General features: G+C 64.6%; 22 protein-coding genes. 7 read left to right on the top strand and 15 right to left on the bottom strand.

Going from position 1 to position 25,683, the window contains the following annotated elements:
- Positions 1-10: 10 nt before the first annotated feature.
- The 12 genes from QAZ22_RS12430 to uxuA form a co-directional block, all read right to left on the bottom strand.
- Positions 11-1,798 (bottom strand): CoA-transferase, encoded by a 1,788-nt coding sequence (locus QAZ22_RS12430; RefSeq protein ID WP_278207051.1) that lies wholly within the window; start codon positions 1,796-1,798, stop codon positions 11-13.
- Positions 1,795-2,808 (bottom strand): hypothetical protein, encoded by a 1,014-nt coding sequence (locus tag QAZ22_RS12425; protein ID WP_278207050.1) that lies wholly within the window; start codon positions 2,806-2,808, stop codon positions 1,795-1,797. The genes QAZ22_RS12430 and QAZ22_RS12425 overlap by 4 nt, the downstream gene beginning before the upstream one ends.
- Positions 2,805-3,587, bottom strand: a complete 783-nt coding sequence (locus QAZ22_RS12420; RefSeq protein ID WP_278207049.1) for an enoyl-CoA hydratase/isomerase family protein — start codon at positions 3,585-3,587, stop codon at positions 2,805-2,807. Before QAZ22_RS12420 ends, QAZ22_RS12425 begins: the two co-directional genes overlap by 4 nt.
- A 2-nt stretch (positions 3,588-3,589) precedes the next feature.
- Positions 3,590-4,795, bottom strand: coding sequence for a CaiB/BaiF CoA-transferase family protein (locus QAZ22_RS12415; protein ID WP_278207048.1), 1,206 nt, complete (start codon positions 4,793-4,795; stop codon positions 3,590-3,592).
- 19 nt (positions 4,796-4,814) lie between these two features.
- Complete coding sequence (locus QAZ22_RS12410) at positions 4,815-5,600, bottom strand: SDR family oxidoreductase (protein WP_278207047.1); 786 nt, start codon at positions 5,598-5,600, stop codon at positions 4,815-4,817.
- 1 nt (position 5,601) lies between these two features.
- On the bottom strand, positions 5,602-6,597 hold the full coding sequence (locus QAZ22_RS12405; protein WP_278207046.1) for an ABC transporter permease: 996 nt from the start codon (positions 6,595-6,597) through the stop codon (positions 5,602-5,604).
- A gap of 57 nt (positions 6,598-6,654) precedes the next feature.
- On the bottom strand, positions 6,655-8,187 hold the full coding sequence (locus QAZ22_RS12400) for a sugar ABC transporter ATP-binding protein (RefSeq protein WP_278207045.1): 1,533 nt from the start codon (positions 8,185-8,187) through the stop codon (positions 6,655-6,657).
- Positions 8,177-9,160, bottom strand: coding sequence for an ABC transporter permease (locus QAZ22_RS12395; RefSeq protein WP_278207044.1), 984 nt, complete (start codon positions 9,158-9,160; stop codon positions 8,177-8,179). Before QAZ22_RS12395 ends, QAZ22_RS12400 begins: the two co-directional genes overlap by 11 nt.
- Before the next feature lie 114 nt (positions 9,161-9,274).
- Positions 9,275-10,306: a sugar ABC transporter substrate-binding protein gene (locus QAZ22_RS12390; RefSeq protein ID WP_278207043.1), complete on the bottom strand. Its 1,032-nt coding sequence runs from the start codon at positions 10,304-10,306 to the stop codon at positions 9,275-9,277.
- Between the two features lie 26 nt (positions 10,307-10,332).
- Positions 10,333-11,181, bottom strand: a complete 849-nt coding sequence (locus QAZ22_RS12385) for an IclR family transcriptional regulator (protein ID WP_278207041.1) — start codon at positions 11,179-11,181, stop codon at positions 10,333-10,335.
- Positions 11,181-12,323: an extracellular solute-binding protein gene (locus tag QAZ22_RS12380; protein ID WP_278207040.1), complete on the bottom strand. Its 1,143-nt coding sequence runs from the start codon at positions 12,321-12,323 to the stop codon at positions 11,181-11,183. Before QAZ22_RS12380 ends, QAZ22_RS12385 begins: the two co-directional genes overlap by 1 nt.
- 117 nt (positions 12,324-12,440) lie before the next feature.
- Positions 12,441-13,625, bottom strand: a complete 1,185-nt coding sequence (uxuA, locus tag QAZ22_RS12375) for a mannonate dehydratase (RefSeq protein WP_278207039.1) — start codon at positions 13,623-13,625, stop codon at positions 12,441-12,443.
- Positions 13,626-13,812: 187 nt separating this feature from the next.
- Here uxuA and QAZ22_RS12370 point away from each other — a divergent pair, with 187 nt between their 5' ends.
- The 6 genes from QAZ22_RS12370 to QAZ22_RS12345 all read left to right on the top strand — a co-directional run bounded on the left by QAZ22_RS12370 (position 13,813) and on the right by QAZ22_RS12345 (position 19,700).
- Positions 13,813-14,544 (top strand): FCD domain-containing protein, encoded by a 732-nt coding sequence (locus QAZ22_RS12370; protein WP_278207037.1) that lies wholly within the window; start codon positions 13,813-13,815, stop codon positions 14,542-14,544.
- 17 nt (positions 14,545-14,561) lie between these two features.
- Positions 14,562-15,347 (top strand): SDR family oxidoreductase, encoded by a 786-nt coding sequence (locus tag QAZ22_RS12365; RefSeq protein ID WP_278207036.1) that lies wholly within the window; start codon positions 14,562-14,564, stop codon positions 15,345-15,347.
- 2 nt (positions 15,348-15,349) lie between these two features.
- Positions 15,350-16,465: a mannonate dehydratase gene (locus QAZ22_RS12360; RefSeq protein ID WP_278207035.1), complete on the top strand. Its 1,116-nt coding sequence runs from the start codon at positions 15,350-15,352 to the stop codon at positions 16,463-16,465.
- Positions 16,465-17,166, top strand: coding sequence for an RraA family protein (locus tag QAZ22_RS12355; protein WP_278207034.1), 702 nt, complete (start codon positions 16,465-16,467; stop codon positions 17,164-17,166). Before QAZ22_RS12360 ends, QAZ22_RS12355 begins: the two co-directional genes overlap by 1 nt.
- A gap of 348 nt (positions 17,167-17,514) precedes the next feature.
- Complete coding sequence (locus QAZ22_RS12350) at positions 17,515-18,477, top strand: WecB/TagA/CpsF family glycosyltransferase (RefSeq protein ID WP_278207033.1); 963 nt, start codon at positions 17,515-17,517, stop codon at positions 18,475-18,477.
- The gene (locus QAZ22_RS12345; protein WP_278207031.1) at positions 18,378-19,700 is read left to right on the top strand and encodes an NAD(P)/FAD-dependent oxidoreductase; all 1,323 of its coding nucleotides are present in this window, start codon (positions 18,378-18,380) and stop codon (positions 19,698-19,700) included. Before QAZ22_RS12350 ends, QAZ22_RS12345 begins: the two co-directional genes overlap by 100 nt.
- 144 nt (positions 19,701-19,844) lie before the next feature.
- Here QAZ22_RS12345 and QAZ22_RS12340 read toward each other — a convergent pair whose 3' ends face one another.
- Positions 19,845-20,999: a GNAT family N-acetyltransferase gene (locus QAZ22_RS12340; RefSeq protein ID WP_278207029.1), complete on the bottom strand. Its 1,155-nt coding sequence runs from the start codon at positions 20,997-20,999 to the stop codon at positions 19,845-19,847.
- 303 nt (positions 21,000-21,302) lie between these two features.
- Here QAZ22_RS12340 and QAZ22_RS12335 point away from each other — a divergent pair, with 303 nt between their 5' ends.
- Positions 21,303-22,763 (top strand): hypothetical protein, encoded by a 1,461-nt coding sequence (locus QAZ22_RS12335; protein ID WP_278207028.1) that lies wholly within the window; start codon positions 21,303-21,305, stop codon positions 22,761-22,763.
- A gap of 208 nt (positions 22,764-22,971) precedes the next feature.
- On the opposite strand, the gene QAZ22_RS12330 is transcribed toward QAZ22_RS12335, so the two are convergent.
- Positions 22,972-24,066 (bottom strand): glycosyltransferase family 4 protein, encoded by a 1,095-nt coding sequence (locus QAZ22_RS12330; RefSeq protein WP_278207026.1) that lies wholly within the window; start codon positions 24,064-24,066, stop codon positions 22,972-22,974.
- Positions 24,063-25,475 carry a lipopolysaccharide biosynthesis protein gene (locus QAZ22_RS12325; RefSeq protein ID WP_278207024.1) on the bottom strand — a complete coding sequence of 471 codons (1,413 nt, stop codon included), beginning with the start codon at positions 25,473-25,475 and terminating at the stop codon, positions 24,063-24,065. Before QAZ22_RS12325 ends, QAZ22_RS12330 begins: the two co-directional genes overlap by 4 nt.
- Positions 25,476-25,683: the final 208 nt, after the last annotated feature.

Here is a 25,683-nt window from a genome sequence, read left to right as displayed (position 1 = left end):
GAAACGCTCCTCAGCTCGCGGCGGGCGATCGCTGTGCGGCGATGCAGCGATCGACCATGGCGCGATCGGCGGCGAGGATCTCGGCGATCAGCGCGCCGCGCTCCTTCGCACTGACGAATTCGAGACGGCGCAGACCAAGCGGGTCGACGCGGTTTCGCAAGGCAACGAGCGTATCGCTGGACGGCATCGGCACCTCGCGGCAATCGGCATCGAAAGTCACGGCAAATCCGGTGGCGTCGCGGACCTGCTGGCGCGTAACGCCCGGCATGGTTTCGATGACGATCAGTTCCCGCGAGGTCTGGTCGAGCCTGAAGACGCAGAGATCGGTAAAGACCAGCGCCTTGCCGGTGCGATAGCCCATCGGGTCGCGTTCTGCGGGCGTGAGCAGCCCGCGGGCCGAGCTCGCGATCTCGACCTCGTGCACCAGCGACTGGACCGAGTGGCGGGGAATGTAGAGCAGGTAGTCGCGGTGCATGTTGGCGACGTCGGCCATGCCGCCTTGCCCTGGCAGCCTCAGCAGGCCCCCGCTCGGTTTGTGCAGCGCGATGCTGTTGACGCGGCCGCGCCGGTCGATCTGCGCCGCGCCGACGATCTCATGCGTCACCGCGCCAGCCTGGTAGTAGGTCGAATAGGTGTCGTCGCCGCCGGCATGCGCCACCGCCGTCTCGCAATCGAGGCTTTCGATCAGCGACAGCACCATCGGGCTCGGCGCAATGTCGAGATGGCCGCAGCTCATCGTCGCGACGATCATGTTTGGCGCATGCGTCGCCTTGGCCAGACGATAGGCGACGTTGGCGAGCGGCGATACCGCGCCGGCGCTGGCAAAGCTCTCATTGTCGAGTTCGGCGGCGATGCGCGCGGCAATGATCTCGTCGACAGATGCTTGCTTGTCGCCCTGAGCGAGCGCCGGCATCGCCAGCACTGTCTCGGCGCTGACTTTCGCCGCTTTTCGAAGCCGCTCCGGCGGGCCGTCCAAAGGCGGGCGGAGCCTGTCCGACAAGCGTGCCTCCTTGGCCGCGAATGCCTCCGACAGCGCCTGATAGTCCGTGACGTAGAATGGCAGGCACGAGGCCGGGTAGGCGCCGCCCGGCGCCGGGGCAATCGCCGAAACCTGATTGCGGGTGAGAATGCTCTGGCGGCCGTCCTGCCGCAGCGCCCCGACCGGTACGATCTCCTCGACCGTGACCAGCACTTGCCGCGCAGCGCCCGCCATGGCGAAATCCAGCGCCCGCGGCCCGATGATCTCAACATTGCCGCTTTCATCGGCACGCTGGGCGTGGACGACGAACGTATCGAGCCTCAGCGGCGGGACAAATCCGGTATCGGTCCCGGCAACCGGATCGGGCCTGGCGATCGCACGCGCCATGCGTGCCAGCATGTCGGACCCTTGAGGAAGCTGGAACGGCATCGACGGCAGGTTCTGCTGCGCCGCCCGCAGCGCCTGGATCATGGCCAGGGCCGTCCAATCGCGAACGGGGATCGCACCGCTCTCGGCAGCCGCGCGGAACCTCGGCGGCAGCCCGAAGATATCGAGGCTGGAAAAGCAGAGGTCGATTTCCGCCACCGCATCCACTTCGAGCAGCAGCTCGAGCGGCAACCCGCCGGCCCAGGAGACGTAGCGCAGGTCCTTGATGCCGGACCCGGCGATCGCGCGTAGCAATGCGACCGGCAGCCGGGCGAAATGATGACCGCCGACGCCGAAGGCATCGCCCTGGCCGACCATCGCCGCCAGCCCCTCGATATCGGTGAATTGCGGCCGGTTCGACTTGACCAGGGAGATCGACCTGAAATCCGTCACAGCGCGGATGCCTCGATGCGGTAGCGGGTCACGAACGGTTTTTCGGGCGAGAATTCCAGCGCCGTCGTGATGCCGGATTGCGCGATGGGGTTGTCGGCAAGCGCGGTCGCGGGGCCGAACCCGAGGGGCGAGCAGACCGGCTCGATGCCGATGGCGATGTGACGCCCGTTCCAGGGCGCTGCCTTGCGGCCGCGATTGGAGTACCAGAGCAGAAGGCTCGGGAAATGCTCCTTTTGCCAGGATAGCTGCACCCGGTAGCCATCCTCGTGGTTGGCGAGCGCGGCGATACCGTCGACGCCTTCGATCTGCAGCAACTCTTCCGTGTCGGCGGCCAAGGGCAAACGGGAGGCGTCGATCGTCCCCCCGGCGCGCGCCGGCACCGCTCTCAGCCCGAAGAAGGTCTTGTTCCTGGCAAACAGCGCCGCGCCGGGTTCGACATCGTGCGGATAAGTGCGGCCCTCATCGAAGCCGCCGAGCTCGAGTGTGGCGGCGCCCGTCTCGAACGGCAGCCGGAACACCGGATGCAGGCCGATCGGCAGGCGACAGGCGTGGCGGACGACGATCCTGAATTCGATGTCGACGGCCGGCGCCGACGGATCAGGCCTCACCGTTCGTTCGACGCGCTCGACCGGACTCCCCTTGGGGTAGGAAAGCGACAGCGACAATGACCCGGGCTCGCTGTCGCGCCATGTCCAGTCATGATTGGAGCTATGGCCATGGATTTCTTCGTCCGGCGCCGGAGGTCCCATGACATGCGTCCAGGCCTCGGGCCACCCCTCGGCTGGCACCGAATAGCCGAAAGGCACGCAGGGCCATTCGCCACGCAGCTTGCGCAGAATGCCCGGCAGCGCCTCCGCTTGCCGTTCGTTCGACCAGGGCGCGACATGCATCGGCGAAACCTGACGCCCGTCGGCGAGCACGAACGTGACCGGCGCCAGCATCGCGCCGAGCCGCTGGACGGTTAGCGCGCCATGCGCCCAGCCGAGGCCGCGATAATCGTCACCCTTCATGGGCTGGCCTTCTTCGCAACACTTCTCTCGGCGAACTCCTTGACGCGCCGCTGGCCGATCTCGCTGCGATAGAGGCCGCCCAGTATGTCGCGCTCCATGGCAAGGCCATCGGCCAGTTCGCCCGACACCGCATGCGCCGTCAGGGCCTTCAGGCCTTCGATCGCGGCGGCAGGCTCGGCGGCGATCATCTCGGCCAATTCCAGCGCGCGCGGCATCAGCTTGTCGACATCGACGATCTCGTTGACCAAGCCGGCACCGACGAATTCGGAAGCCGGCACGATCGCACCCGTCATCAGCAGAAGATTGGCGCGGTTGCGGCCGAGCTTGGCGACGCTGCGTTGCGTGCCGCCGCCGCCGGGGATCAGCCCGAGCTTGATCTCCGGCAGACCGAGTTTGGCGAACTGGTTGGCGATCACGATGTCGCAGCACAGCACGAGCTCCATGCCGCCGCCCAAGGCGAAACCATTGACCGCGGCAATCACCGGTTTGCGGTTGTTCTCGATCGCCGCGTACATGCGCATGCCGGCAGCCTGGAACGTGTCGAACTCGGGCGCCGTCTGCGCGGCATAATCCTTGATGTCGGCGCCGGCCATGAAGCCGCGCCCCTCGCCGGTCACCACGATCGCGCCGACGTCCGCATCGGCGGACAGCGCCTCGAAGGCCTCGGTGATCTCGCCCTGCATCAGCCGGTTCATGGCGTTGAGCTGATCGGCGCGCCGGAAGGTGACGACAGCGACGCGGCCGGAGATTTCGACCGTGAGTGTCCGGTAGGTGCCCATCGTCAGGCCGCTTCCACGGTCATGTCGCCGGACGCCTCGAGTGCGGCGATCTCGTCCTTCGACAGGCCGAACTCGGCCAGGATCTCGCGCCCATGCTGGCCGACCAGCGGGGCCGGCCGTTCGATGGTCGCGGGCGTCTCGCTCATCTTGACCGCGGGCGCCACCACCCGCACCTTGCCGCCCCGCGGATGATCGTAGCTGGTGATCATGCCCATATGCGTGACCTGCGGGTCTTCCGCCGCGCGGCGGATGTCCTTTACCTCGGCGCACCAGATGTCGGCCGCAAGAAGCCGCGCCAAAAGATCCTGCGTGGCGAATTTCTTGGTCTCGGCATTGACCTTCTCGAAGACCTCGTCGCGTTTGTCGAACAGCGTCTTCAGGTCGTCGTAGACGGCGAGCTGCGGCGCCCCCAGCACCTCGTAAAGCGTCTTGAACGGGCTCATGGCGATCGACACGTAGCCGCCGTCGCTCGTCTCGTAGATGCCGAACGGCGCCTGCATGCCGGGGTGGCCGATGCCGGAATTCGGCCGCACGAAATCCTCGCCGAGATTGAGCACGGCGACATATTCCTGGTTGAGATGCGCGAGCAGCCCGGCCAGCAGATTGACCTCGATCTTCTGGCCCTTGCCGGTCTTCTCGCGATAGTAGAGCGCCGACAATATGCCGTAGACCATGTTCATGGCGCCGATCTGGTCGGCGAGACCGGCGCCGGCGGGAACCGGAGCCTGGTCGCCGCGGCCGGTGTTGGCGATCAGCCCGGCAAGGCCCTGGATCAGCATGTCCTGGCCAGGGCGCTCGACATAAGGGCCCTCCTCGCCATAGCCCGAACCCGAGCAGTAGATGATGCGCGCATTGACGGCCTTGAAATCCTCGTAGCCGTAGCCGAGCTTGGCCAGCACGCCGGGGCGGAAGTTCTGCACCACCACGTCGGCGCTCTTCGCCATCTCCATGATGACGGCATGCACCTTGCGGCTTTTCAGGTTGAGCGCGATCGAGCGCTTGTTGCGGTTCCAGGCGAGGAAGTTCGGGCTCTCGGAGCCGCCGACCCATTTGGCGAAGAAGGTCATGCCGCGGAACATGTCGCCGGCGCCGGCCCGCTCGATCTTGATGACATCGGCGCCCATGTCGCCGAGCAGCTGCGTGGCGAACGGCCCCTGCAGCAGATGGCTGAAATCGAGGATGCGGACGCCTTCGAGGGCCTTGTTCATTTGATGTCTCGTTTCGTGTTCAGAGCAGTTCGGGGACGTAGCGCGGCGCGGCGGTCAGCCCGCCATCGACGCGCAGGTCGGTGCCGGTGGTGAAGCCGGCCGCATCCGAGGCGAGATAGACGGCGGCCTCGGCCACCTCGGAAGGCTCGCCGATGCGGCCGAGCGGATGCATCTTGACCCAGGCCTTGGCGAGATTGCCGCCGATCTCCTTGATCAGCCTGTCGTTCATCGGCGTGTTGATGGTGCCGGGCGAGATCGAGTTGACGCGGACGTTCACCGGGCCGAACTCGACCGCCATCTGGCGCGTCATCGCCATCACCGCGCCCTTGGCGCCGGCATAGGCGGTCCAGCCGTCGAGGCCGATATGGCCCTGCGCGGAGGCCATGTTGATGATCGAGCCCGCCTTCTGCGCGATCATGTGCGGCAGCGCGTATTTGCAGCCGCGGAACACGCTGGTCAGGTTGACCGCGATCAGCCGGTGCCATTGCTCGTCGGTCATCTCGTGCACCGGCATGCCGCCGATGGCGATGGCGGCGTTGTTGACCAGGACGTCGAGGTGCCCGGTCTTCCTGACGGCCGCATCGATAAGGCCGGCGATATCGGCTTCCTGCGAAACGTCGCAATGGACATAGTCGGCCAGGTGGCCGGCGGCGCGCAGCGCTGCCGCGAAATCCTCGCCCGCCTTGTCTGCGATGTCGCCGAGGAAGACATGCGCCCCTTCCCTCGCCATCGCCTCGGCGATGGCATGGCCGATGCCGTCGGCGGCGCCGGTGATGACGGCGGTTTTTCCCTTCAGACGAGCCATGTCAGCCTCCAATCGCACGCCTGCGCTTCGCCTCGTCGAAGGCGACCGCGGCGATGATGATCATGCCGGTGATGACGAGCTGCCATTCGGTCGGCAGCCCGAGCCCGCGCAGCCCGTTGGACAGGAACTGCAGGATCAGGACGCCGAGCGCCATGCCGGTCAGGCTGCCGATGCCGCCGGCGAGGCTCACCCCGCCGAGCACGGTCGCGGCGACGACCTGGAATTCGAAGTTCAGTCCGGCCGTATGCTGCGCCGAGCCGACGCGCGCCGCCAGGATGATGCCGGCAACCGTCGCCAGCAGCGCGCTGATGATGAAGCAGACGAACTTGACGCGCCGCACGTCGTAGCCCGCCAGCCGCGCCACTTCCTGGTTGCCGCCGACCGCATAGATTTGCCGCCCGAACGGCCGGTGCTGCATCATGTAGCCGAATGCGGCGAGCAGGACGATGGCGATGACCGCCGAATAGGGGATGATGTTGAACAGGCGGCCATCCGAGAGCGCGATGAAGCTGTCGAGGGCGGCATCGTCGGGGATCGCGCGCTGGCCGGTGTAGAGATAGACGCCGCCGCGCATGATGAACATGGTGCCGAGCGTCACGATCAGCGAGTTGATGCCGGCATAGGCGGTGAGATAGCCGTTCACCACACCGATGATCAGCCCGAACAGCAGCGCGCCGCCGACGCCGAGCAGCAGCGAGTTGGTGTCGTTCATGATGATGATCAGCGGCAGGGCGATGGTCGCCAGCAGCGACCCGATCGAAATGTCGACCTCGCCGGAAATGAAGACGATGGCGCAGCCGATGCCGGCGGTGAGCGCGAGCGAGGCCTGGCCGAGCACGTTGGTCATGTTGCGCATGGAGAGGAAATTCTCGACCGTGGCGGAGAAGAACACCAGCACCAGAACAAGGCAGACCAGCAGCGCCAGTTCCTGCCGGGCAAAGAGCCGCCCCAGCATGGACGGCTCGGCCTTTGCGGAAGCCGTGCTTGTAAGGCTCATCGCTTGCTCCCTTCGAAGGACTGAACGCAGGGAATGCCGCCGCGAAGCGTCATGACCTCACCCGATCGCCGCATTGAGGATCTTCTCCTGCGTGGCTTCCTCGCGCGACATGATCGCGGTCAGGCGGCCCTCGCACATCACCGCGATCCGATCGGCGAGACCGAGCAGTTCGGGCATCTCCGACGTCATCATGACGACCGCCAGACCCTCGCCGGCAAGCCGGTCGATCAGCGCGAAGATTTCCGATTTGGCGCCAACGTCGATGCCGCGGGTCGGTTCGTCGACGACGATGACTTTCAGCCCCCGCATCAGCCAGCGCGAGATCAACACCTTCTGCTGGTTGCCGCCCGACAGGTTCTTCACCTGTTGGAACAGGCTGGGTGTCTTGATGCGGAAACGGTCGACATAGTCCTGCACCGCTCTGTGCTCTTTCGCCTTGTCGACGAAGCCCATGCTGGCGAACGCGCCGAGCGAGGCGAGGCTGGCATTCTGGTAGACGGGCAGCTCGCTCATCAGTCCTTCGCTCTTGCGATCCTCGGTGAGCAGGCCGATGCCGAGCTTGACGCCGGTGCGCGTGTCATGCGGCGCGAGGCGCTGGCCGTCGACCGTGATCGCGCCGGACGTGATCGGATCGTAGCCGACGATCGCCTTGGCGAGTTCGGTGCGGCCCGCCCCCATCAATCCGAAGAAGCCGAGCACCTCGCCGGCGCGCGCCTCGAAGGAGATGGCGTTCAGCTTCTTCGCCGTGCTGAGATTTTCTACCGACAGCGTCACCTTGCTGCCCGGTGCGCCGCGCTTGCGGGGGAACAGATTGTCGATGCGCCGGCCGATCATGTCCTGGATCAGCGTGTCGTTGCTGTGCTCGCCGATCGGCTTGGTCGAGATGTGGCGTCCGTCACGCAGCACGGTCACCGTGTCGGCGATCTCGAACACCTCGTCGAGCTTGTGGCTGACATAGACCACCGCGATGCCGAGGGCCGCCAGACGGCGGATGACGGTGAACAGCAGCGAGACTTCGTTCGGCGTCAGTGAGGACGTCGGTTCGTCCATCACCACGACGCGCGCCTCGTGGGCAAGCGCGCGGGCGATCTCGACCATCTGCTGCTGGCTGACGGGCAGCGATCCGGTCCGCGCCGCCGGATCGACATTGAAGCCGATGCGGTTGAACAGTGCTCCTGAATCGGTACGGATCTTCTTCCAGTCGATCGAGCCGGCTTTGCCGGTCGGATAGCCTTCGAGGAAGATGTTTTCGGCGACGGTGAACTCGGAGATCAACGCGATCTCCTGGAACACGACCTTGATGCCTTCTTTCAGGCTGTCGCGCGGCGACTTGATGTCGACCTCGCGCCCGCGCATGCGGATGGTGCCGGCATCCTTGCCGTAGACGCCGGCCATGATCTTGATCAGCGTCGACTTGCCGGCGCCGTTTTCGCCCATCAGGGCGTGGATCTTGCCGGGCTCCAGGGTGAAGTCGACATTGTCCAGCGCCACGACACCCGGGAAGCGCTTGCCGATGCCGCGCAGTTCCAGCGCCGGCACATTCGTGTCGATGGCCGTGCCTTTGCCGGGATGCAGGAAATCAACGGACATTGGCTTTGTTCCGGATGATGTCGAGATAAGTCGCCAGGATGATGACGACGCCAGGCACCACCATCTGCAAATCCTGGTTCCAGCCGAGAATGATGATGCCGTTGTCGATCACCTTCAGCACCAGCACGCCGAGCAGAGTGCCGAACAGCGAGCCGCGGCCGCCGAGCAGGCTGGTACCGCCAAGGATGACGGCGGCGATGACTGTCAGTTCGAAGCCGCGGCCGGCGGTCGGCTGGCCGGCATTCATCAGCGACGACAGGATCATGCCGGCGACGCCGACACAAAGGCCGGTGACCACGAAAGCGAACAGCTTGAGGCGTTCCGAGCGCAGGCCGGACAGGCGCACCGCCCTTTCATTGGCCCCCACCGCGTAGAGATAGCGGCCGAGCGTGGTGAAGCGCAGCGTCACATAGGCGACCGCGAAGATCAGCGCCGCCAGGATGACGGGAACCGGCACCGCGCCGACATAGCCGGCGCCGAGATCGGTGAAGCTCGCCAGCTGATTGTGGTTCTGCACAGCCTCGCGTGTGAACAGGTAGACGCCGCCCTGCAGCATCATCATCGTGCCGATGGTGGCGATCAGCGAGTTCACCCGGAGCCTGGTGACGACCAGCCCGTTGAACAAGCCGACGCCGCCGGCGAAGGCAAGCGCCGCCAGCATGCCGAGCGCAAGGCTGTGTGTGGAATTGAGCACCGCCATGCCGATGCAGCCGACGAAGGCGAGCGATGCTCCTACCGACAGGTCGACCTCCGCCGTGATGATGAGCATGGTCATGCCCGAGGCGACGATCAGCACCAGCGCGCATTGGCGCAGGATGGCGATGATGTTGGCCTCCGAATAGAACTGCGGCGCAGCGATGGATATGGCGATGCACAGCACCGCCAGGATGACGCAGAGCACGAGCTGGCTGCCGCCCAGAAGCTGGCCGCCGATGGAACGTCTTTGCGCGGGGGCGTGTGTAAGCTCGCTCATCTCAATCCATTCCCGTCGCTCGGGGGTCAGGCGCCGGTGTCGGTGTCTTTGCCGCCAACGGCGCCTGGCCGGGCAGCCCTTCCCGCCTCGCGGGAAGGGCCCGCGTCGATCAGCCTACTTCTTGAGATCGGCTGAGGTCTTCATGCACTTTGCCGGCGGCTGCAGCGCATTGACGGCGTCCCATTTGATGGTGCGGGTGGTGCCGTCGTAGTCATAGAACTTCTTCCAGTCCTCGCCGGTCATCGGGGCGGTCGGGCTGACGATGTGCTCGGGCACTTCCTCACTGTTGAAGAGCTTGACCGCGGCATCGATGGCGGTGAACCCTTCCTTCTCCGGGAACATCGCGGCCTCGATGCGGTAGGACGGCTCGTTCTGCATGGCGTTGATGAAGGCGAGCCCCTCGCCGCCGGTGCCGACCGTCAGCAGGCCGTCTTGCGACTTGCCGGCCGCTTTCCAGGCCTGCAAGCCGCCGAGCGATGAGGAATCGTTGATGCCGTAGATGATGTTGATGTCGGAATTCTTGGCCAGAGCCGCCGACGAGACCTCGAGCGCGCGGTCCGGATTGCCGCCGCCGTCGAGGTCGTGGACCATGACCGCGTCGGGGATGATGGTCTTCAGGCCGTCCATGAAGCCGTGCGAGCGCAGCACCGTGGCGGAAAGCAGCGGCAGGCCGACATTCATCACCTTGGCGACGCCGCCGAGCCTCTCCTTGGCGTATTTGCCCGCCTCGACGCCGGACATGTAGCCGGTGTCGTAGTCGCAGATGGCGACCATCGTGGTCATGCCCTTGACCGGATTGCCCTCGAGCACCACCGGTATGTTGTTGGACTTCGCCTGGCGCAGCAGCGGCACCACGCCCTCCTCGTTGACGGGCGTGATGATCAGCACGTCGACGCCCTTGGCCATGAAGTCTTCCGCGGCCGACACTTCCTTGGCGATGTCGAGATTGGCGTCCTGCACCTCGAACTCGATCCCGAGATCCTTGGCGCGCGCCTTCATGCCCTTGATGACGTTCTGGTACCACTCATGGGTGGCGTAGTTGGTGACGTAGCCGATGCGCTTGGGCATGTTCTCGGCATGCGCCGCGGCGGTGCCCAGGGCCAGTATGGCCGCGGATGCAAACAGAATTGACTTGGACCAGTGCATTTCCTTCTCCCAGGTTATTGCTTTTGTCAGTCGCTGAACGGGTAGTCCCGCCGTTCCGGGTCGGCACGTAACGAAGTGGATTCACCCCAGCCGAGTGCGGCCGATATCTTCTCGGCTGCGGCGCGGGCTCGTTCGAAGACGGTCCCACGGTCGAAGCGCGCCGCCTTCTGCGGCAAGAGCGGCACCGTGAGCGCCGCGATGACGGCGCCGGTGTGATCGCGCACCGGCATGGAGATGTTGGTGCAGGCTTCGACGGCCAGCGACGCGCGCATTTCGTAGCCGAGCCTGGCCACTTCGTTCAGCCGCGCCTCGATTTCTTCCCGCGTTCCCTGGCCTTCGCCGGCGGCCACGATGCGCTCGACGATGCGGTCGCGCTCGGCCCGGCTTGAATGGGCAAGCAGCACCGCGCCGGAACTGGTCTCGAGGATCGGGAAATGCGATCCCAGCGCGACCGAGTAGCGCATCGGCAGCGGTGAATCGATCTGCAGCACCACCAGCGCGTTCTGTCCCTCGCGCACCACCAAGTGGCAGCTTTGATCGGCATTGGTGGTGAGTTCGCGCATCACCGGCAACGCGCATTCGATCAGCCGGTTCACTGGCGGATGCATATGCGCCAGCTCGAACAGCTTCAGCGACAGCCGGAAGCGATCCGATTGCGTGCGGAAGATGTAGCCCCGCTTCTCCAACAGAAGCAGAATGCGGTAGATTTCGTGGATGGATCGCCCGAGGCCGGTCGCGATCTCGGTCTGGGTCAGCGCTTCGGCGCTGGAGGCCATGAACTCCAGGACGTCGAGCGCCTTCTCCACCGCCGGCACGCGATATCCGTTGCGGCCGCTTTCGCCTTCCTCGATCGTTTCGGCAATGCCGGCTGCCATCACGCGACGCTCCGTTCCGGTTGCCTGGTCTGGCGGTAGAGGCGGTTCACGTGCTCGGCCAGTTCGGCCGGCGCGATGTCGCCGGCGATGGCGGCGGCCGCACGCGGCGCGCATTCGCGGAAGAAGGCGATGAAGCCCGGATGCGTCGGACGCAAATAGGACGAGCTGATCGTGCGCAGCGTGGAATTGAAGAAATCGCCTGAAAGGCCGTTGACGTTCGCATCCTTCCAGGCCGCCAGCGATCCCGGCTGGCCGCCCGATCTCACATAGTCACCGCGCTGATACTCGGGCGAACACAGGAACAGCGCGTAGTCGATCGCTTCCTGCTTGTGTTTCGACTGGGCGCTGATGCCGATGCCGGCGCCGCCGAGCAAGGCGCCGGCCGATCGCGCGGTCGGCACGTCGGCAAAGCGCAGATACGGCCGGTCGGTCTTCGAGGCGTAATTCACATAGCCGAAGGCGAACGGCACATAGACCACGTCGTCATGCGCGACCATATGGTCGTAGCAGCGGATCGGATTCCATCTGGACGAGCTTGGATGCGACAGCGCCGCCAGCTCGCGCAGTTGCGCGATTGCCCGCTCGATCATGTCCGTTGCGATGAATTGCTCGCCGTTCTCCTGCGGGTGCGTGAGCGTCAGGAGCATGCACATGGCATCCGTCGGCACGAAGGGCAGGCCGAGCCATTTGCCGTCCTTGCGCGCGAGCCGGCCGAGCGCGACGACTTCTTCATGCATATTGGGCACCGGCCCGTAGCGCTCCAGGAGGTCCGGACGATATGAGGCGACGTGGCAGGCGGCATCGATCGGCAATGCCCATTGGCGACCATTCCTGCCGTAGGACCGCCAGGACGGACCGACCGAATCCCGCTCGAAGAAGCGGATCTGCTCGGCCGACAGATAGTCGTCGAACGGCACCATCAGCTCGTCCTGCGCGATGTCGCCGATGAAGGGATGGTCGAACACGACCAGATCATACGCGCCGAGCACCGGGCCGAGCGCGCCCTCGCCGAATTCGTAGAGGCTGCGGCGGTCCCATTCTATTTCGAGGCCGGAATTGGCGGCGCAATACGGCCCGACGCTGGCGTCGAGCGGACCCCAGCAACGTCGATGATCCCACGCAAGACCGCGCAGTCTTGTCATATCTGGCAATTCCTCCCTGGAACCGGACTTGCGCCCGGCCCGCAAACCAGTAGCAGGTATTTTTACCTGAGCAAATAGTTTTTACATACGCAAACCGTGCATTCTCCCGGACCGGCCTCAAGCCAGGCCAAACCGCTCGACGGCCCGCATGATGCCGCGCAGTTCGGCGAGACCCTTCAGCCGACCGATCAGCGAGTAGCCGGGATTGATCCTGGTCTTGCCGATGTCGTCGGCGAGCAGATGCCCGTGATCCGGCCGCATCGGAATGCGCCAATCGGCGCGGCCCTCCTTCCGACGCCGCGCCTCCTCCTGCATCAGGGCAAGGATGACATGCGCCATGTCGGTGCCGCCCTCGAGATGCTCGGCTTCATAGAAGGAGCCGTCATCCTCGATGGTGATGTTGCGCAGATGGACGAAATGGATGCGGTCGGCGAATTCCTTGACCATGGCGACGATGTCGTTGTCGGCGCGCGTGCCGTAGGAGCCGGTGCAGAACGTCAGCCCATTTGCCGGACTGTCGACGGCATTGAGGATGAAGCGCGCGTCCTCGGCCGTCGAGACAATGCGCGGCAAGCCGTAGAGCGAGAAGGGCGGGTCGTCGGGATGGATGCACATGCGCACCCCTTCCTGTTCGGCGACCGGAATGATCTCGCGCAGGAACCAGGCGAGGTTTTCGCGCAATTCCTTCGGCCCGATCGCATCGTATTCGGCCAGCGCCTCGCGAAAACTGTCGCGGTCGTAGCTGCGCTCGGTGGCGGGCAGGCCGGCGATGAGGTTGCGCTCTATCCTGTCGATCTTCTCCTCGCCGAGTTCCTTCAGCCGCGCTTGCGCTGCGGCGATGCGGGCGGATGTGTAGCCGGCCTCGGCATTCTTGCGCTTCAGTACGAACAGGTCGTAAGTCGCGAAATCGATGGCGTCGAAGCGCAATGCATAACCGGTCGTCGGAAGCCGGTACGCCAGATCCGTGCGGGTCCAGTCGACTACCGGCATGAAATTGTAGCAGATCGTCGCGATGCCAGCCTTCGCCAGCGCGCGGATCGTATCCTTGTAGAAGCCGACATAACGAAGCCGTTCCGGCGAGCCGATCTTGATCGAATTGTGGACGGGGATGCTCTCGACGACCGACCAGGTCAGCCCCGCCGCCTCGATGATCCGCTTGCGCTCCAGGATATTTTCAAGCGGCCAGGCGCGCCCGTCATAGATGTCGTGCAGGGCCGAGACGACGCCGGTCGCGCCCGCCTGCTTGACATGATCGAGTGTCACCGGATCGTCCGGGCCGTACCAACGCCAGCACTGTTCCATCGCCGTTTCCTTTTCGAGAGAGCAGCAACTTATTGTTGGACCACGATAGGAGTCAAATTAAAAATATCGTCGTTTGCGGAGGCCGCCGGCCAGCATTATGTCTGCAAAATCAACCAATGCAGGGCCGAAGTTGGTTGTTTTCCCCAAATCTTGCGATATGTTGGTCCAACAATTTAGGAGCAGCTCATTGGAAAACCCTCAGGCCGTGCGTGACAATGCCGACCGCCGTCGCGCCGGCGGCAGCTCTGCGGTTGACGCCGCGGCCGGGCGGATCCTCGACCTCATCCGGGCGCGGCAGCTGAATGTCGGCGACGTGCTGCCGACCGAACGCGAGCTCAGCGAGATCACCGGCGCCAGCCGCAACACGGTGCGCGAGGCGTTGCGCACCATTCGGACCTACGGGCTGATCGAACCGAAACCACGCGTCGGCGCCGTCCTGGCCGACGGGCAGAGCATCGCCATCCAGAATTTCTTCGCCGCGCATATGGATGTCTCGCGCTCGTCCTTTGCCGACATCCAGGGTTTCAGGCGCATCATCGAAGTCGGCATCGGCGACCACATCGTGCTCAATGCCACGAGCGAGCAGATCGAGGCGCTCGACGAGATCAATGCCCGGATCGTCGACAGCCGCTCGATCGAGGAAGCCGCCGAGAACGATTTCAATTTCCACATGGCGCTGGTCGCGCTGGCCGACAATCGCATGCTGACGGACATGTATTCCTTCCTTGCCCCGGTGATCCTGCGGATCATGACCATCGGCAAGGAAATGCGCCCGGTACTGGCCGATACCCGCGCCGCGCATGGCGAGATCATCGCCGCGCTGCGCGCGCGCGACAGGCTGGCCTACGCCTACCTGATGAGCCGCCATCTCGATTTCGCCCTGCGATTCCTGCCGGAAGAGCCGGCTTCCGCCACGTGATTGAAGGAGTTCCCGCAATGAAGGATTTCGACGGCAAGGTCGCCCTGGTGACCGGGACGACCGGTATCGGCCTTGCGACCGCAAGGCGCCTTGCCGCGGGCGGCGCTGCGATCGTCGCCTGCGGTATCGACCGCTCGGCCAATGCGGCAATGCGAGCGGAACTGGAAAGGTCTGAAGCCGTCGCGCTGGTCGTGGACACCGACGTCTCCGTGCCGGACCAGGTCCGCGACGCCGTCGCAGCCGGCGTCGCGCGCTTCGGCGGCCTCGACGTGATCGTCAATTCGGCCGCCGTCCATCCGTACGGAACGGCGACGACGACCGACTGGGAAACCTGGAATAAGGCGATGACTGTCAATGTCGGCTCGATCTATCTGACCGCCCATTTCGGCATCCCCGAAATGATCCGCCGGGGTGGCGGCGCCATCGTCAACGTCGCCTCGGTGCAGGGTTTCGCCTGCCAGCAGAACGTCGCCGCCTATGCCACGACCAAGGGCGCCATCCACACGCTGACGCGTTCGCTCGCGCTCGACTACGCAGCGGCCGGCATCCGGGTGAATTCGGTCAGTCCGGGCTCGATCCGCACGCCGATTCTCAAGAAGGCCGCGCGCGGCGAAAACGGCAGTGATGCCGATGTCGAGTTGGCCTACCGGCGCTTCGGCGCTGCGCATCCGCTTGGCCGCATCGGCGAGCCGGAGGAAGTGGCGGAACTCATCGCCTTCCTGTGCTCGTCAAAGGCGAGCTTCTGCACCGGCGCGGACTACAAAATCGACGGCGGCCTGACCGCCGGCATCGGCGTGAAATAACCATGAAGATCGGTCTTGGCCTCTACCGGGAATCCCTGACCCCCGACAATTTCCGCTTCGCCCGTCAGGCGGGCGCCACGCACATCGTTGCCCATCTCACCAACTATTTTCGCGGGCGCGATCCTTCGCTGTCCGCCGGCAGCGAGAAGGAAGGCTGGGGCGACTGCTCCACCGACGAACTCTGGAACTATGAGGACTTCGCCGGCCTGGTGAAGACCGTGCGCGACAACGGACTGGAAATCGCCGCCATCGAGAATTTTTCGCCGCGTTTCTGGTCCGACGTTTTGCTCGACGGCCCCGATCGGGCGAAGCAGATCGAGGGGTTGAAGCGGCTGGTCCGGGATGCCGGGCGCGCCGGCATCCCCTGCATCGGCTACAACTTCTCCATCGCCGGCGTCTGGGGCTGGTCGCGCGGACCGTTCGCGCGCGGCGAGGCGATGTCGGTGGGGCTCGACCTTGCGGCCATCGATCCCGATCTGCCGCTGCCCGACGGTGTCGTCTGGAACATGCGCTACCGCCCCGGCCGGCCGGACGCCAGCCCGGTGACGGTGAGCAGTGACGAACTCTGGCAGCGGCTCGGCGCCTTTTTGCGGGAACTGGTTCCGGTGGCCGAGGAAGCCGGCGTCGTGCTCGCAGCACATCCCGACGATCCGCCCGCCGAGACGCTGCGCGGTACCGCGCGGCTCGTCAACCGGCCGCGGAAATACGACCGGCTGATGGATATCGTCGATTCCCCGTCCAACGGATTGGAACTCTGCCTCGGCTCGTTGCAGGAGATGCCGGGCACCGACGGGATTTACGGACATGTCCGGCGCTTCGCCCGGCGAAAGCGGATCGGCTACATCCATTTCCGCAACGTCCGCGGCAAGGTGCCGAACTATCACGAGACCTTCGTCGACGACGGCGACATCGACATGGCCGAGATCGTCCGCATCCTGCGCGATGAAAACTATGGCGGCGTCATTATCCCCGACCATACGCCGGAAATGTCCTGCGATGCGCCCTGGCACGCGGGAAAGGCCTTCGCGCTCGGCTATATGCGCGCGCTGGTGCAGAATGCCTCGGCGCTCGGGCCTTGCCGCACCGCTCAATCCGCCAACATCGGGATAGAAGCCTGATGACGGGATCGACGCGCCTCTATGCCGACGATGCCGAGATGTACCGCCTGTTCGAAGCGGAGCTCTTCGTTGCGGTGGTCGGCGACGTGATGGACACGCTGGGGCTGCAGCATCAGTTCCTGCCGCCCGTATTCAGGCCTGTCGACGAGAAGACGCGATTGCTTGGTCGGGCCATGCCGGTGCTCGAAGCCGACATTTTTCCATCCGGCGAGGCGACACGGAACCCGTTGATGACCAAGCCCTTCGGGCTGATGTTCGAAGCGCTCGACGATCTGAAGCCCGGTGAGATCTATGTCGCCAGCGGCGCCTCGCCCCGCTACGCGCTGTGGGGCGAACTCATGTCGACGCGCGCGAAAATCCTCGGCGCGCGCGGCGCACTGGTCGACGGCTTCGCCCGCGATACGGATGGCATCAAGGCGCTGGGGTTTCCCTGCTTCTGCACCGGCTACTACGCGCAGGATCAGGGCGTGCGCGGCAAGGTCATGGACTATCGCTGCGGGCTCGAGATCGGTGGCGTGCGCGTAGAGCCGGGAACGCTGCTTTTCGGTGACAAGGAAGGCGTCCTCGTCATTCCGCGGCAGGCCGAGGAAGAGGTGGTGCGGCTGGCCCTTGAGAAAGTCCGCGGAGAAAAACTCGTCGCCAAGGCGATCCGCGAAGGGATGAGCGCGGTCGACGCTTACAAGACTTTCGGCATCATGTGACGGACAGCCGTGGGCGCCGCCGCAGTGCGGCTGATGGGGGCCGGTAGAGCCGCCACATCCCGGACCCCGGCTGCAATCGACAACCCGCCGCTATCCAGGATGCGAGCTGGCGCCCCGATGTGGCTACGATCAACAGCAATCGCACCGCAAACGCCTGGAAAGAATACAACTTAAAATCGACAAAAAACAAGTCGCAGTTGCAATCGAAAGAACAAAATCAATTTGAATTTCAATTCAAATTTTACATATTAACTAACTATTAACAATTCACTTAACGTTTTGATTTTTTTACTTATGATGACGATGAAGGGGGTAGCTTGAATATCGGAGAATGGGGCGACTTCTCCTATGCGAAAAGTTTTAGAAAGTTCAAAAAGAGATTTTGAACAAGACTGCGTTACCACCAACGGATCGGATCCGCTCCACTCCAGCCAATATGTGACGCCCGCTAACCATGAGACCTCTCATTTTCCCCGGTTGCAGCATCAGACTTCGACCGGGTACCCAAGCGTGACCGCCGTGGCGAAGCTGGAGGCAGCGCCTTCCCCGCAGGACTTGGCTGCATTGCCGACGGTGCAACTCGGCGGACTTCCTGTCACGGTGATCGACCGGCAAGGCGCCGCCCGTCTGATGATCGCGGCGGCGCGGCAGCACCGCCACGGCAGCCGTCCGTATTATTTCACCTCAGCCAACGGCGAGGTCATCGCCCAGGCGCGCGCGAAGTCCGAGATAGCCGCCCTCTTCCGCGAAGCCGACCAGATTTTCGCCGATGGCCAGCCGCTCGTTCTCGCCTCGCGCCTATTGTGCAGCACGCCGCTGCCGGAACGGGTGGCCACCACCGACCTGTTCCATGACGTGGCAAGGCTCGCCGAGAACGAGGCCGCGACCTTCTACCTGCTCGGATCGACCGAGGCCGGGAACGCCAAGGCCGTAGCCGCGATCAAGGCCAGCTACCCGCGCCTGCGCATCGTCGGCCACAGCCACGGATATCTTTCCGGCCAGGCGCTCGAGAAAAAGCTCGATGAAATCAACGCGCTCGCACCGGACATATTGTGGTTGGGCCTCGGCGTTCCGCGCGAGCAGATTTTTGTTCGCGATTTTGCGTCGCGGCTCTCGAATGTCGGCGTGATCAAGACGTCCGGGGGGCTCTTTGATCATATCGCCGGCAAGGTCCGGCGCGCGCCGCTTTGGGTGCAGAAGGCCGGCTTCGAATGGCTCTGGCGCATGCTGATGGAGCCGCGCCGGCTCTTCTGGCGCTATTTCACCACCAATCCCCGTGCTCTCTATGCCCTGTTGAGGTATTCGCAATGACCGCCGAACATTCGCTTCGTCCGCTGCCGGAGGGGACCGACACGGAGATCGCCATCGTCGGCGGCGGACTCTCCGGAACGCTTGCCGCGACCCTGCTCGGGCGGTCGGGCTACCATGTCACGCTGATCGACCGCCACCCCGTTTTTCCGCGCGAGTTCCGCGTCGAGAAGATCGCCGGCGACCAGATCGACAAACTGCGCCGGATCGGTCTCCTCGATAGTCTTTCTGCAGCGGCCGCGGCATTCGACGAGATCGTCAACGTGCGCAAGGGGCGTGTGCTCGACCGCACGCGCGCCCCTCATTACGGCATTTTCTACGACGACCTCGTCGCGGTGATGCGGGCCGAACTGCCCAAGACCGTGCGCTTCGTCGCCGGTCGGGTGAGCGCGGTGGAAGCGGGTCCGGAGCGGCAGCGTGTATCGATCATCGGCCAGCCGGATGTGACGGCTCGCCTCCTCGTGCTCGCCACCGGCATGGGAGATATCCTGCGACGCGACGTGGGTATCGAGCGGCGGTTCGTCCACCAGCGGCAATCGTTGACCTTCGGCTTCAATGTACGGCCGGCGGGCGCACGTGCCTTCAAGCATCCGGCATTGACCTATTACGGCGAGCGGGTGTCGGACGGGATCGACTACCTGAACTTTTTCCCGGCCGGCGGCGTCACTCGCGCCAATCTCTTTGTTTTCCGGGAGCATACCGACCCTTGGGTCAAGGCGCTGCGCGACCGCCCTCGCGAGACGCTCGTCGAAACGCTTCCCGGGCTCCTCAAGACATTCGGCGATTTCGAGGTCATCGACCGTGTCTCGAGTTGGCTCACCGACATCACCGTCGCCGAGAATTGCAAGCGCGATGGCGTCGTCCTGATCGGAGACGCTTATCAGACATCCTGTCCGGCGGCCGGAACGGGCGTCAGCCGGCTGCTCACGGACGTCGAACGCTTGTGCATGGTGCACGTGCCGCAGTGGATGGCTTCGCCCGGCATGGCGGCGGCAAAGATCGCCACTTTCTACGATGATCCCATGAAGCTGGCCATGGACGAGCGGGGGCTCGAACTGGCAAACTTCCGCCGCAGCCTGACCATCGACACCGACCTGCGCTGGCGCGCGCGCCGGCAGGTTCACTTCAGCCGCCGCCGCATCCTGCATGAGATCGACAAATTCAGCCCGAGCTTTGCCGCCAGGCTGCGCGGTCTCAGGCAACCGCGGATCGAAGCCGTCAACTGATCGAGGTTAGAGCAATTCCAGGAAAAGTGCGCAGCGGTTTTCCGTCCGGAATTGCGTAAAAACAAAGAGTTAGAGCGTTTCACCGTTTCCGTGAAACGGTGAACCGCTCTAGTTCCCCGACACAGGGATCCAACGCGTTTTCAATCAGGAAGATTCGGCAGCCTCATCGGGAGCCGGCACGATGATGGCGGAAGGCTTGGCCTTCTTGACATGCGCGGCCTCCAGGATATGCCGTGCCAGCGCCTTGGCTGCCGGCAACTTCTCCACCGTCAGATGCGCCGCATAGCCGAGCGGACTCCCCGCATGGTAGACTTGCCACATCGGTGAAGGCCGGCCGCCGAAGATGCGCTTGTAGGGCTCGTCGCCGATGGTGAAATCGAGATAGTGATCTCCGCGCTCGATGCAGTCGCGGGCGATCTGCTCGAACATCAGGCTGCCGATCGACTGCTTCCTGTAGCCTGCCTCGTCGAAGCCGCCGAGAATGATCAGGAGGGAGTCGCGATGCTCGAGCCCGAGCGCGCCCGCGATCGGCCGGCCGTTCATCCAGAACACGTAGGTGCGGGCAAAGCCGCCGGATCCTTCATTGGCGACAGCCAGATAGAAATCGAAATAGGAGGACGTTTGCAAAAGGTCGGCGGGGCCGTCGCTCCCGTCGAAGCGTTTGCCGCGATAGAGCTTGAGGGCATTGAATGTCGTGCGGATGGCGGCCGGGTCGTCCACGCGTTCGAAGCGCGCCTCCCCCATGCGGTTGAGCTGCCGGGATTTCTTGTCGAGCTCCTTGCGGTAGGACTGGTCCAGCCGATGCTCGCGCCAGCCGGCGAATGTCGGCTCCAGCTTGCTGGTATAGGCGCTCATGCCCATGCTGTCGCGCTTGTCGATGCCGAACAGGCGCTCCATCGCCAGTGAGCGGTCCGCCAGCTTGCCGATGCGCAAGAGATCGTATGGCCGCAGATGCTTGCGGATGGCGGCGACCGTGCGGCTGTCCGCGAGGATGCGGGAGAAAGTCTCCTCATCGGCGACGGGCGAGACATAGTCGGAAACCCGCATATCCGCGAATTCCACGACCTTCAGCAGCGTGTAGCGGCGCCTCACCAGAGGCAGGACCATCGCAAGCTTTCCGCTTGCGCGCAGACGTACGACGATGATCAGCGGCGTGGCGGCGCCTTGTCGTACGAGCCTCTCATACAGTTGCGCGAGCCATATGGGGTGCTGAAAGGCGGTCGCCGCCGAGCTGGCGAAGAGCTCGGCGTATTCCGTCGAACGGAAATCGAACGCATCCTCGGCAGTGACTTCAAACATGTGATCCGAACCGGCGGGACAGCGGCCTATCGACGACGTCTTGGCCTTCAGGTCAAGATCGATCGCCGGGATAGTTGGAATCTTGGTATATGCGTAAAATGCTAATGTCGCGTTGCAAAAGCGGCCGGGCGCCCCGCCCACTCGGCCGGTTCGGGATCGCAAGTCGAGAATCTTCGCCGTGAACGTCGAAGTCGAAGTTGGATTTTGCGTGTAACGCTGATGTAAGCATTTAGGGCTAGTCTTTCGCTCCTCATTGTCGGAACTACGAAAACCCGAATAGAAAATAGACGCGGACGGCAAGACATGCTGGCGATCGAAGTCATCGTTCCGCAATCGGCGCCCCGCCATTGGCAGCAGGTTGCCATTGAGCGGCTGGAGGCGGACGGCCACGATGTCGCGGTAGCGCATCAGCCCGGGCCGGCAGGCTGGCCGGCCGCGGCAAAAGCCGCCTTCCAGTTCGAGCAACGTCTTTTCCGCCGGCGTGGCCCGCTTCTCGGCTCCGCGGTGCAAGAAATACAGGCTCGGCCCGGCAATCGCCCTGCCGCGCTGAGGCTCGACCTTGCCGGCGACGCGGTCCCATCGGATGTTCCGACCATCGGCCTCCGCTTCGACGGATCGAGCGCCGATCTCTCGGCAGCAATTGCCGTCGCGGCCGGCAGGCTGCCGGTGATCGAGGCCGTGCTCGACAGGAAGACGGTGGTGGGCCAGGCGCGGCCGATGGTCGACAAGCGTGAGTCCACCGCGCTCGGCACCGACGACGTGTTCGCCCGGGCCGTCACTTTGGTTCAGTCGGTCGCCCGCGCGTTCGCCGCCGGCCGGCTGCTGCGGGAGCAGATCGCGGAGAGCCATGATCGTGGTGAGCGAGGCCGTTTCACGTCCGCCTATCTCGGCACGGCGCTGCCGCGGCTCGGCCGCGAAGCGCTGCGACGCGCACGCTTCCGCCACGCGCATTGGCGTGTCGGCTATCGCTTCACCGATGCGCCGGGCGTCGCCGATAGGGGCAAGCTCGGGACCGGTTGGTCGGCGCTGCCGGACATGGGCGACCATTTCTATGCCGACCCGTTTCCCTTTTGGTGGCAGGACCAGCCCTTCGTCTTCGTCGAGGATTATCCGCACGCCACCGGCAAGGCGGTCATCTCCGTTGTTCCGTTCGATGCCGGCGGTGTCCCCGGCACGCCTCGGGTCGTGCTGGAGGAAGCCCACCACCTCTCCTACCCGCAAGTGTTCGAGCGCGACGGCGCGGTCTGGATGCTGCCCGAGGCGAGCGCCAGCGGCAGGCTCACGCTCTACCGCGCCTCGGGCTTCCCGGACGGTTGGATTGCCGAGACCGTGCTGGTCGAGGGCGAGATTTCCGATGCCACCTTGTTCGAGCATGAAGGCACGCTCTGGCTGTTCGCCACGGACCGGGACGGCCACGGAAGCACTTCCGACATGCTGGTGGTCTTCTCGGCCCCCGCGCTCGCCGGCCCATGGCTGCCACATCCGGCGAACCCGATCCTGATCGACCATCGCATGGCCCGCCCCGGCGGAGCCTTCGTCCGCAGCCGCGACGGCCGTGTCCTCCTTCCGGTGCAGGACGGAACGCTGGGCTATGGCGGCGGGCTTGGCCTGTCCGAGCTGCTGCAACTCGACCAGCAGACGGTGCGGCTTTCGGCGCCGCGGCCGATCGATGCGGCCGGCGACTGGCCCTATCCGAAGATCCACACGCTCAATCGGGCGGGCCATCTGGAGGTGATCGACGGGATCGCCGCTGTACGGAAGTAGTCAGAGACTGTTTCGAAACTCGCTCCTGCGAGTCATATGAAGGTGTTTTCGAGAACCGGCCTACGCCGGCCGTGGCCTTCATAGAGCGGCGACACTTACGAGGGCTTCGGTCGGCGAAGACCGGAGCGGAGCGTACCTTTGAGTACGTGAGCACCGGAAGCGCAGAAAACGCCTTCTGGTCGCAGTAGTAGAGTTTCCAAACGGGCTCTCAGGCAACAAGTAGCGCCTCGTAGCCCGCGCACATCCTGGCCGGCGAATATTTGTCGCGGAGCCGTCGCCCCGCCGCCGAAAGCCTGGCCTTGAATTCCGGCCGTGCGAACAAATCGGCGAGCCCCTTGGCCATGCCGGCGGCGTCGGCCTCGACGAACAGCGCGGCGGGTGAGCCGTCCTCGGCGGTCAGCACCTCGCGCATGACGTCGAGGTTGCTCGCAACGATCGGCAGGCCGGAGATGGCCGCTTCGACGCAGGCAAGGCCGAAGGTCTCGGTCATCGAGGCGAACGCGTAGGCGTCGCCGGCCGCGAGGAATTCGAAGATGCGTGCCGGAGGAACCTCGCCGACGAGATGCAGGCGGTTCGCCACGCCGTGGCTCTCGGCAAAGGCGACGAGTGCCTCGCGCTCCGGCCCCGCGCCGGCAAGCGCGAGATGGACGTCAGGCAGTTGGTCGAGCGCCCCGACAAGCGCGATCTGGTTCTTCATGCGCGTCAGCCGGCCGGACGACACGGCCAGCCATACGTTCTGCGGCAGGCCGAAGGCGGCGCGCGCCCCTGCCTTGTCGAATTCCTCGCCCGGTACGGGAACGCCATGATCGATGCGGCGCATACGCCGCCGATAGGATTGCGGATAGCGATCGAACTGCGCTTCCGTCCAGCCGGAATTGACGACATTCGCCTGGTAGAGGCCGACCATGCCCATCAGCTTGTCGATCTGCGAGAGAAGACCCATGACCCCCTTGCTGTGCGGGGCGCCACTCTGGTTTGCGACGATATGCCTGACACCGGCCAGACGGGCGCCGATCGTGCCGAAGATGTTGCCATAGTGCTGGTAGGTGATGACCGCGTCGGGGCGTGCCGCGCGCAGATATCGCGCCAGGCCGATGCTTGCCCGGATTTGCCCTGGCAACCCTCGCGGCCGTTGCTTGAGGATGAAATCCACGTTGGGATCGCGGTCATAGGCATCGGTCTTGCGATACATGAAGACGGTGCGCACTTCGTGTCCGCGCGCCCGCAATCCTTCGCCCACCATGTCGGAGATGCGTTGCGCCCCGGCCGCTTCCGCCTGGGTCTGCACCTGGACGATCTTCACGTGCGCTCTCTCGGGAGCAGGTGGGGCACGAGACCGATCCTGTCGAAAGACAAGCCAAGGACCGATGGATTGATACCGATTCTGCGCCGGGCGATCGAGACTCCGAAGGCCGTCCAGGCGATCACGGTTCCGGCAATGCTGAGCGCGGCACCCACCGGTCCGAGGTAATAGGTTGCCACCGCCGTCACGCAAAGCCCGGCGATGTTGACGACGACAAGCACCTTGAACAGCGCGTGCTGGAGACCGGTCAGTTGCAGCAGGATTTCGATCGGACCGCAGGCGGTGCCGAACGTCGCCCCTATGCCGAAGATGACGAGCGTCGCCCTCATGGTCGGCGTCGCATAGGCCGGATTGAAGATGGACAGGATGAGGTAGCCGAATATCCAGAAGGATGCCAGCACGCACAGCGCAATGGCCGAGCCGCCAAGCGCGGCGAGGCTGGTGATGCGCTGCACGTGAGCCCTGTCGCCGCTGTAGAAGGCGGCCGATATCTGCGGCGCCAGCGCCTGGTTGATGCCGTTGAGCGCAAGGGTGACGAAACGGGTGGTCCGGTCCGCCACGAAGATCGCGCCTGCCGCCTCAGGCCCCAGGATCATCGCCACGAGCAGGGTGCTGACCTGGCCGAGCGCTGGCGGCAGCGAGGTGACGCCCCACAGGCCGAGCGTCACGGTCTTGAATTCCCGCTTCTGCCCTTCGGTGAGACCGCCGCGATCGGCCCCCATCGTGTCGCGCACCAGGATGATTGTTTGCGGGACAACCGAGAGGATGAGCAGCAGCGCCGTCAGATACGTCGCGGCGACCGCATCCATCCTCACATGCATGAAATGCAGCACCAGAACGGCCGCGATCGTCGCCGCGCGCCAGATGACGTCCCGCGGCAACAGGCCCGATATCAGCGCGTTCTTGGCCCGGAAAGCGCCGGAGGTGAATTCCGACCAGCCGAGCGAGAAGGACAGCACCGCGGCCGCCACGCACAGCGGGAGCCATTCCGGCGTTCCCCTGCCGACGAAAGGCAGGAAACCCACCACGATGATCAGCAGGCTGGTGCCGACAAGCCCGGCCAGCGCCACGAGAATGGCGCGGGCCATCAGCCCGTGAGCCGAGGCGAGATCGCCCAATCCGGCATATTGGGGCCAGAACCTGAGCACGGTGCTCTGCTGACCCACAGAAGCGAAGAAGGAAACCAGGCTCGCGCCGGCATAGGTCGCGCTGTAAAGGCCGAACCCCCGTTCGTCCGTCACCATCGCCACGGCCACGAACATGAGGAAGGACAGGCCCGCGCTGGCAAGCTTGATGATGCCGGCCACGGCGCCGCTCTTGGCGAGGGCTGTGATCGACATGCGCATGTCGGTCGCCGGGCTGGCCGCTGCCCCATGGGCGGCCTCGCGGTTCCCTGTATTGTCCTTCAACGTCGCCTCCTGAGACGATCGGCGATGGGCCTACCCAGCACCTACGACGACGCTCAAAACCCGATCCTGCATAAGCAAAATGCCGCAACCGCGCCAGCGCGAACGCTTCGCATGGTTACCGGCATCGCCCACGCCGAGCTCATCGTCACGCCGCCACGCTTAACGGATGGCTAACGATAATCCTTAATAATGTGGAGACGAGTGAGGT

Source organism: Mesorhizobium sp. WSM4906 (genome assembly GCF_029674625.1).
In the GTDB taxonomy this organism is placed as follows: Bacteria; Pseudomonadota; Alphaproteobacteria; order Rhizobiales; family Rhizobiaceae; genus Mesorhizobium.
The sequence above is the reverse complement of the archived record's forward strand: the minus strand, read 5'-3'. Positions and strand labels throughout refer to the sequence as shown.

Bases quoted from the DNA above. Each gene is read 5' to 3' on its own strand.
- QAZ22_RS12340 (WP_278207029.1), bottom strand. From the start codon at position 20,999: ATGTTTGAAGTCACTGCCGAGGATGCGTTCGATTTCCGTTCGACGGAA.
- QAZ22_RS12365 (WP_278207036.1), top strand. From the start codon at position 14,562: ATGAAGGATTTCGACGGCAAGGTCGCCCTGGTGACCGGGACGACCGGT.
- QAZ22_RS12395 (WP_278207044.1), bottom strand. From the start codon at position 9,160: ATGAGCGAGCTTACACACGCCCCCGCGCAAAGACGTTCCATCGGCGGC.
- QAZ22_RS12360 (WP_278207035.1), top strand. From the start codon at position 15,350: ATGAAGATCGGTCTTGGCCTCTACCGGGAATCCCTGACCCCCGACAAT.
- QAZ22_RS12400 (WP_278207045.1), bottom strand. From the start codon at position 8,187: ATGTCCGTTGATTTCCTGCATCCCGGCAAAGGCACGGCCATCGACACG.
- QAZ22_RS12350 (WP_278207033.1), top strand. From the start codon at position 17,515: ATGCGAAAAGTTTTAGAAAGTTCAAAAAGAGATTTTGAACAAGACTGC.
- QAZ22_RS12415 (WP_278207048.1), bottom strand. From the start codon at position 4,795: ATGAACAAGGCCCTCGAAGGCGTCCGCATCCTCGATTTCAGCCATCTG.
- uxuA (WP_278207039.1), bottom strand. From the start codon at position 13,625: ATGGAACAGTGCTGGCGTTGGTACGGCCCGGACGATCCGGTGACACTC.
- QAZ22_RS12380 (WP_278207040.1), bottom strand. From the start codon at position 12,323: ATGACAAGACTGCGCGGTCTTGCGTGGGATCATCGACGTTGCTGGGGT.
- QAZ22_RS12385 (WP_278207041.1), bottom strand. From the start codon at position 11,181: ATGGCAGCCGGCATTGCCGAAACGATCGAGGAAGGCGAAAGCGGCCGC.
- QAZ22_RS12410 (WP_278207047.1), bottom strand. From the start codon at position 5,600: ATGGCTCGTCTGAAGGGAAAAACCGCCGTCATCACCGGCGCCGCCGAC.
- QAZ22_RS12420 (WP_278207049.1), bottom strand. From the start codon at position 3,587: ATGGGCACCTACCGGACACTCACGGTCGAAATCTCCGGCCGCGTCGCT.
- QAZ22_RS12345 (WP_278207031.1), top strand. From the start codon at position 18,378: ATGGCTCTGGCGCATGCTGATGGAGCCGCGCCGGCTCTTCTGGCGCTA.
- QAZ22_RS12335 (WP_278207028.1), top strand. From the start codon at position 21,303: ATGCTGGCGATCGAAGTCATCGTTCCGCAATCGGCGCCCCGCCATTGG.
- QAZ22_RS12355 (WP_278207034.1), top strand. From the start codon at position 16,465: ATGACGGGATCGACGCGCCTCTATGCCGACGATGCCGAGATGTACCGC.
- QAZ22_RS12390 (WP_278207043.1), bottom strand. From the start codon at position 10,306: ATGCACTGGTCCAAGTCAATTCTGTTTGCATCCGCGGCCATACTGGCC.
- QAZ22_RS12405 (WP_278207046.1), bottom strand. From the start codon at position 6,597: ATGAGCCTTACAAGCACGGCTTCCGCAAAGGCCGAGCCGTCCATGCTG.
- QAZ22_RS12425 (WP_278207050.1), bottom strand. From the start codon at position 2,808: ATGAAGGGTGACGATTATCGCGGCCTCGGCTGGGCGCATGGCGCGCTA.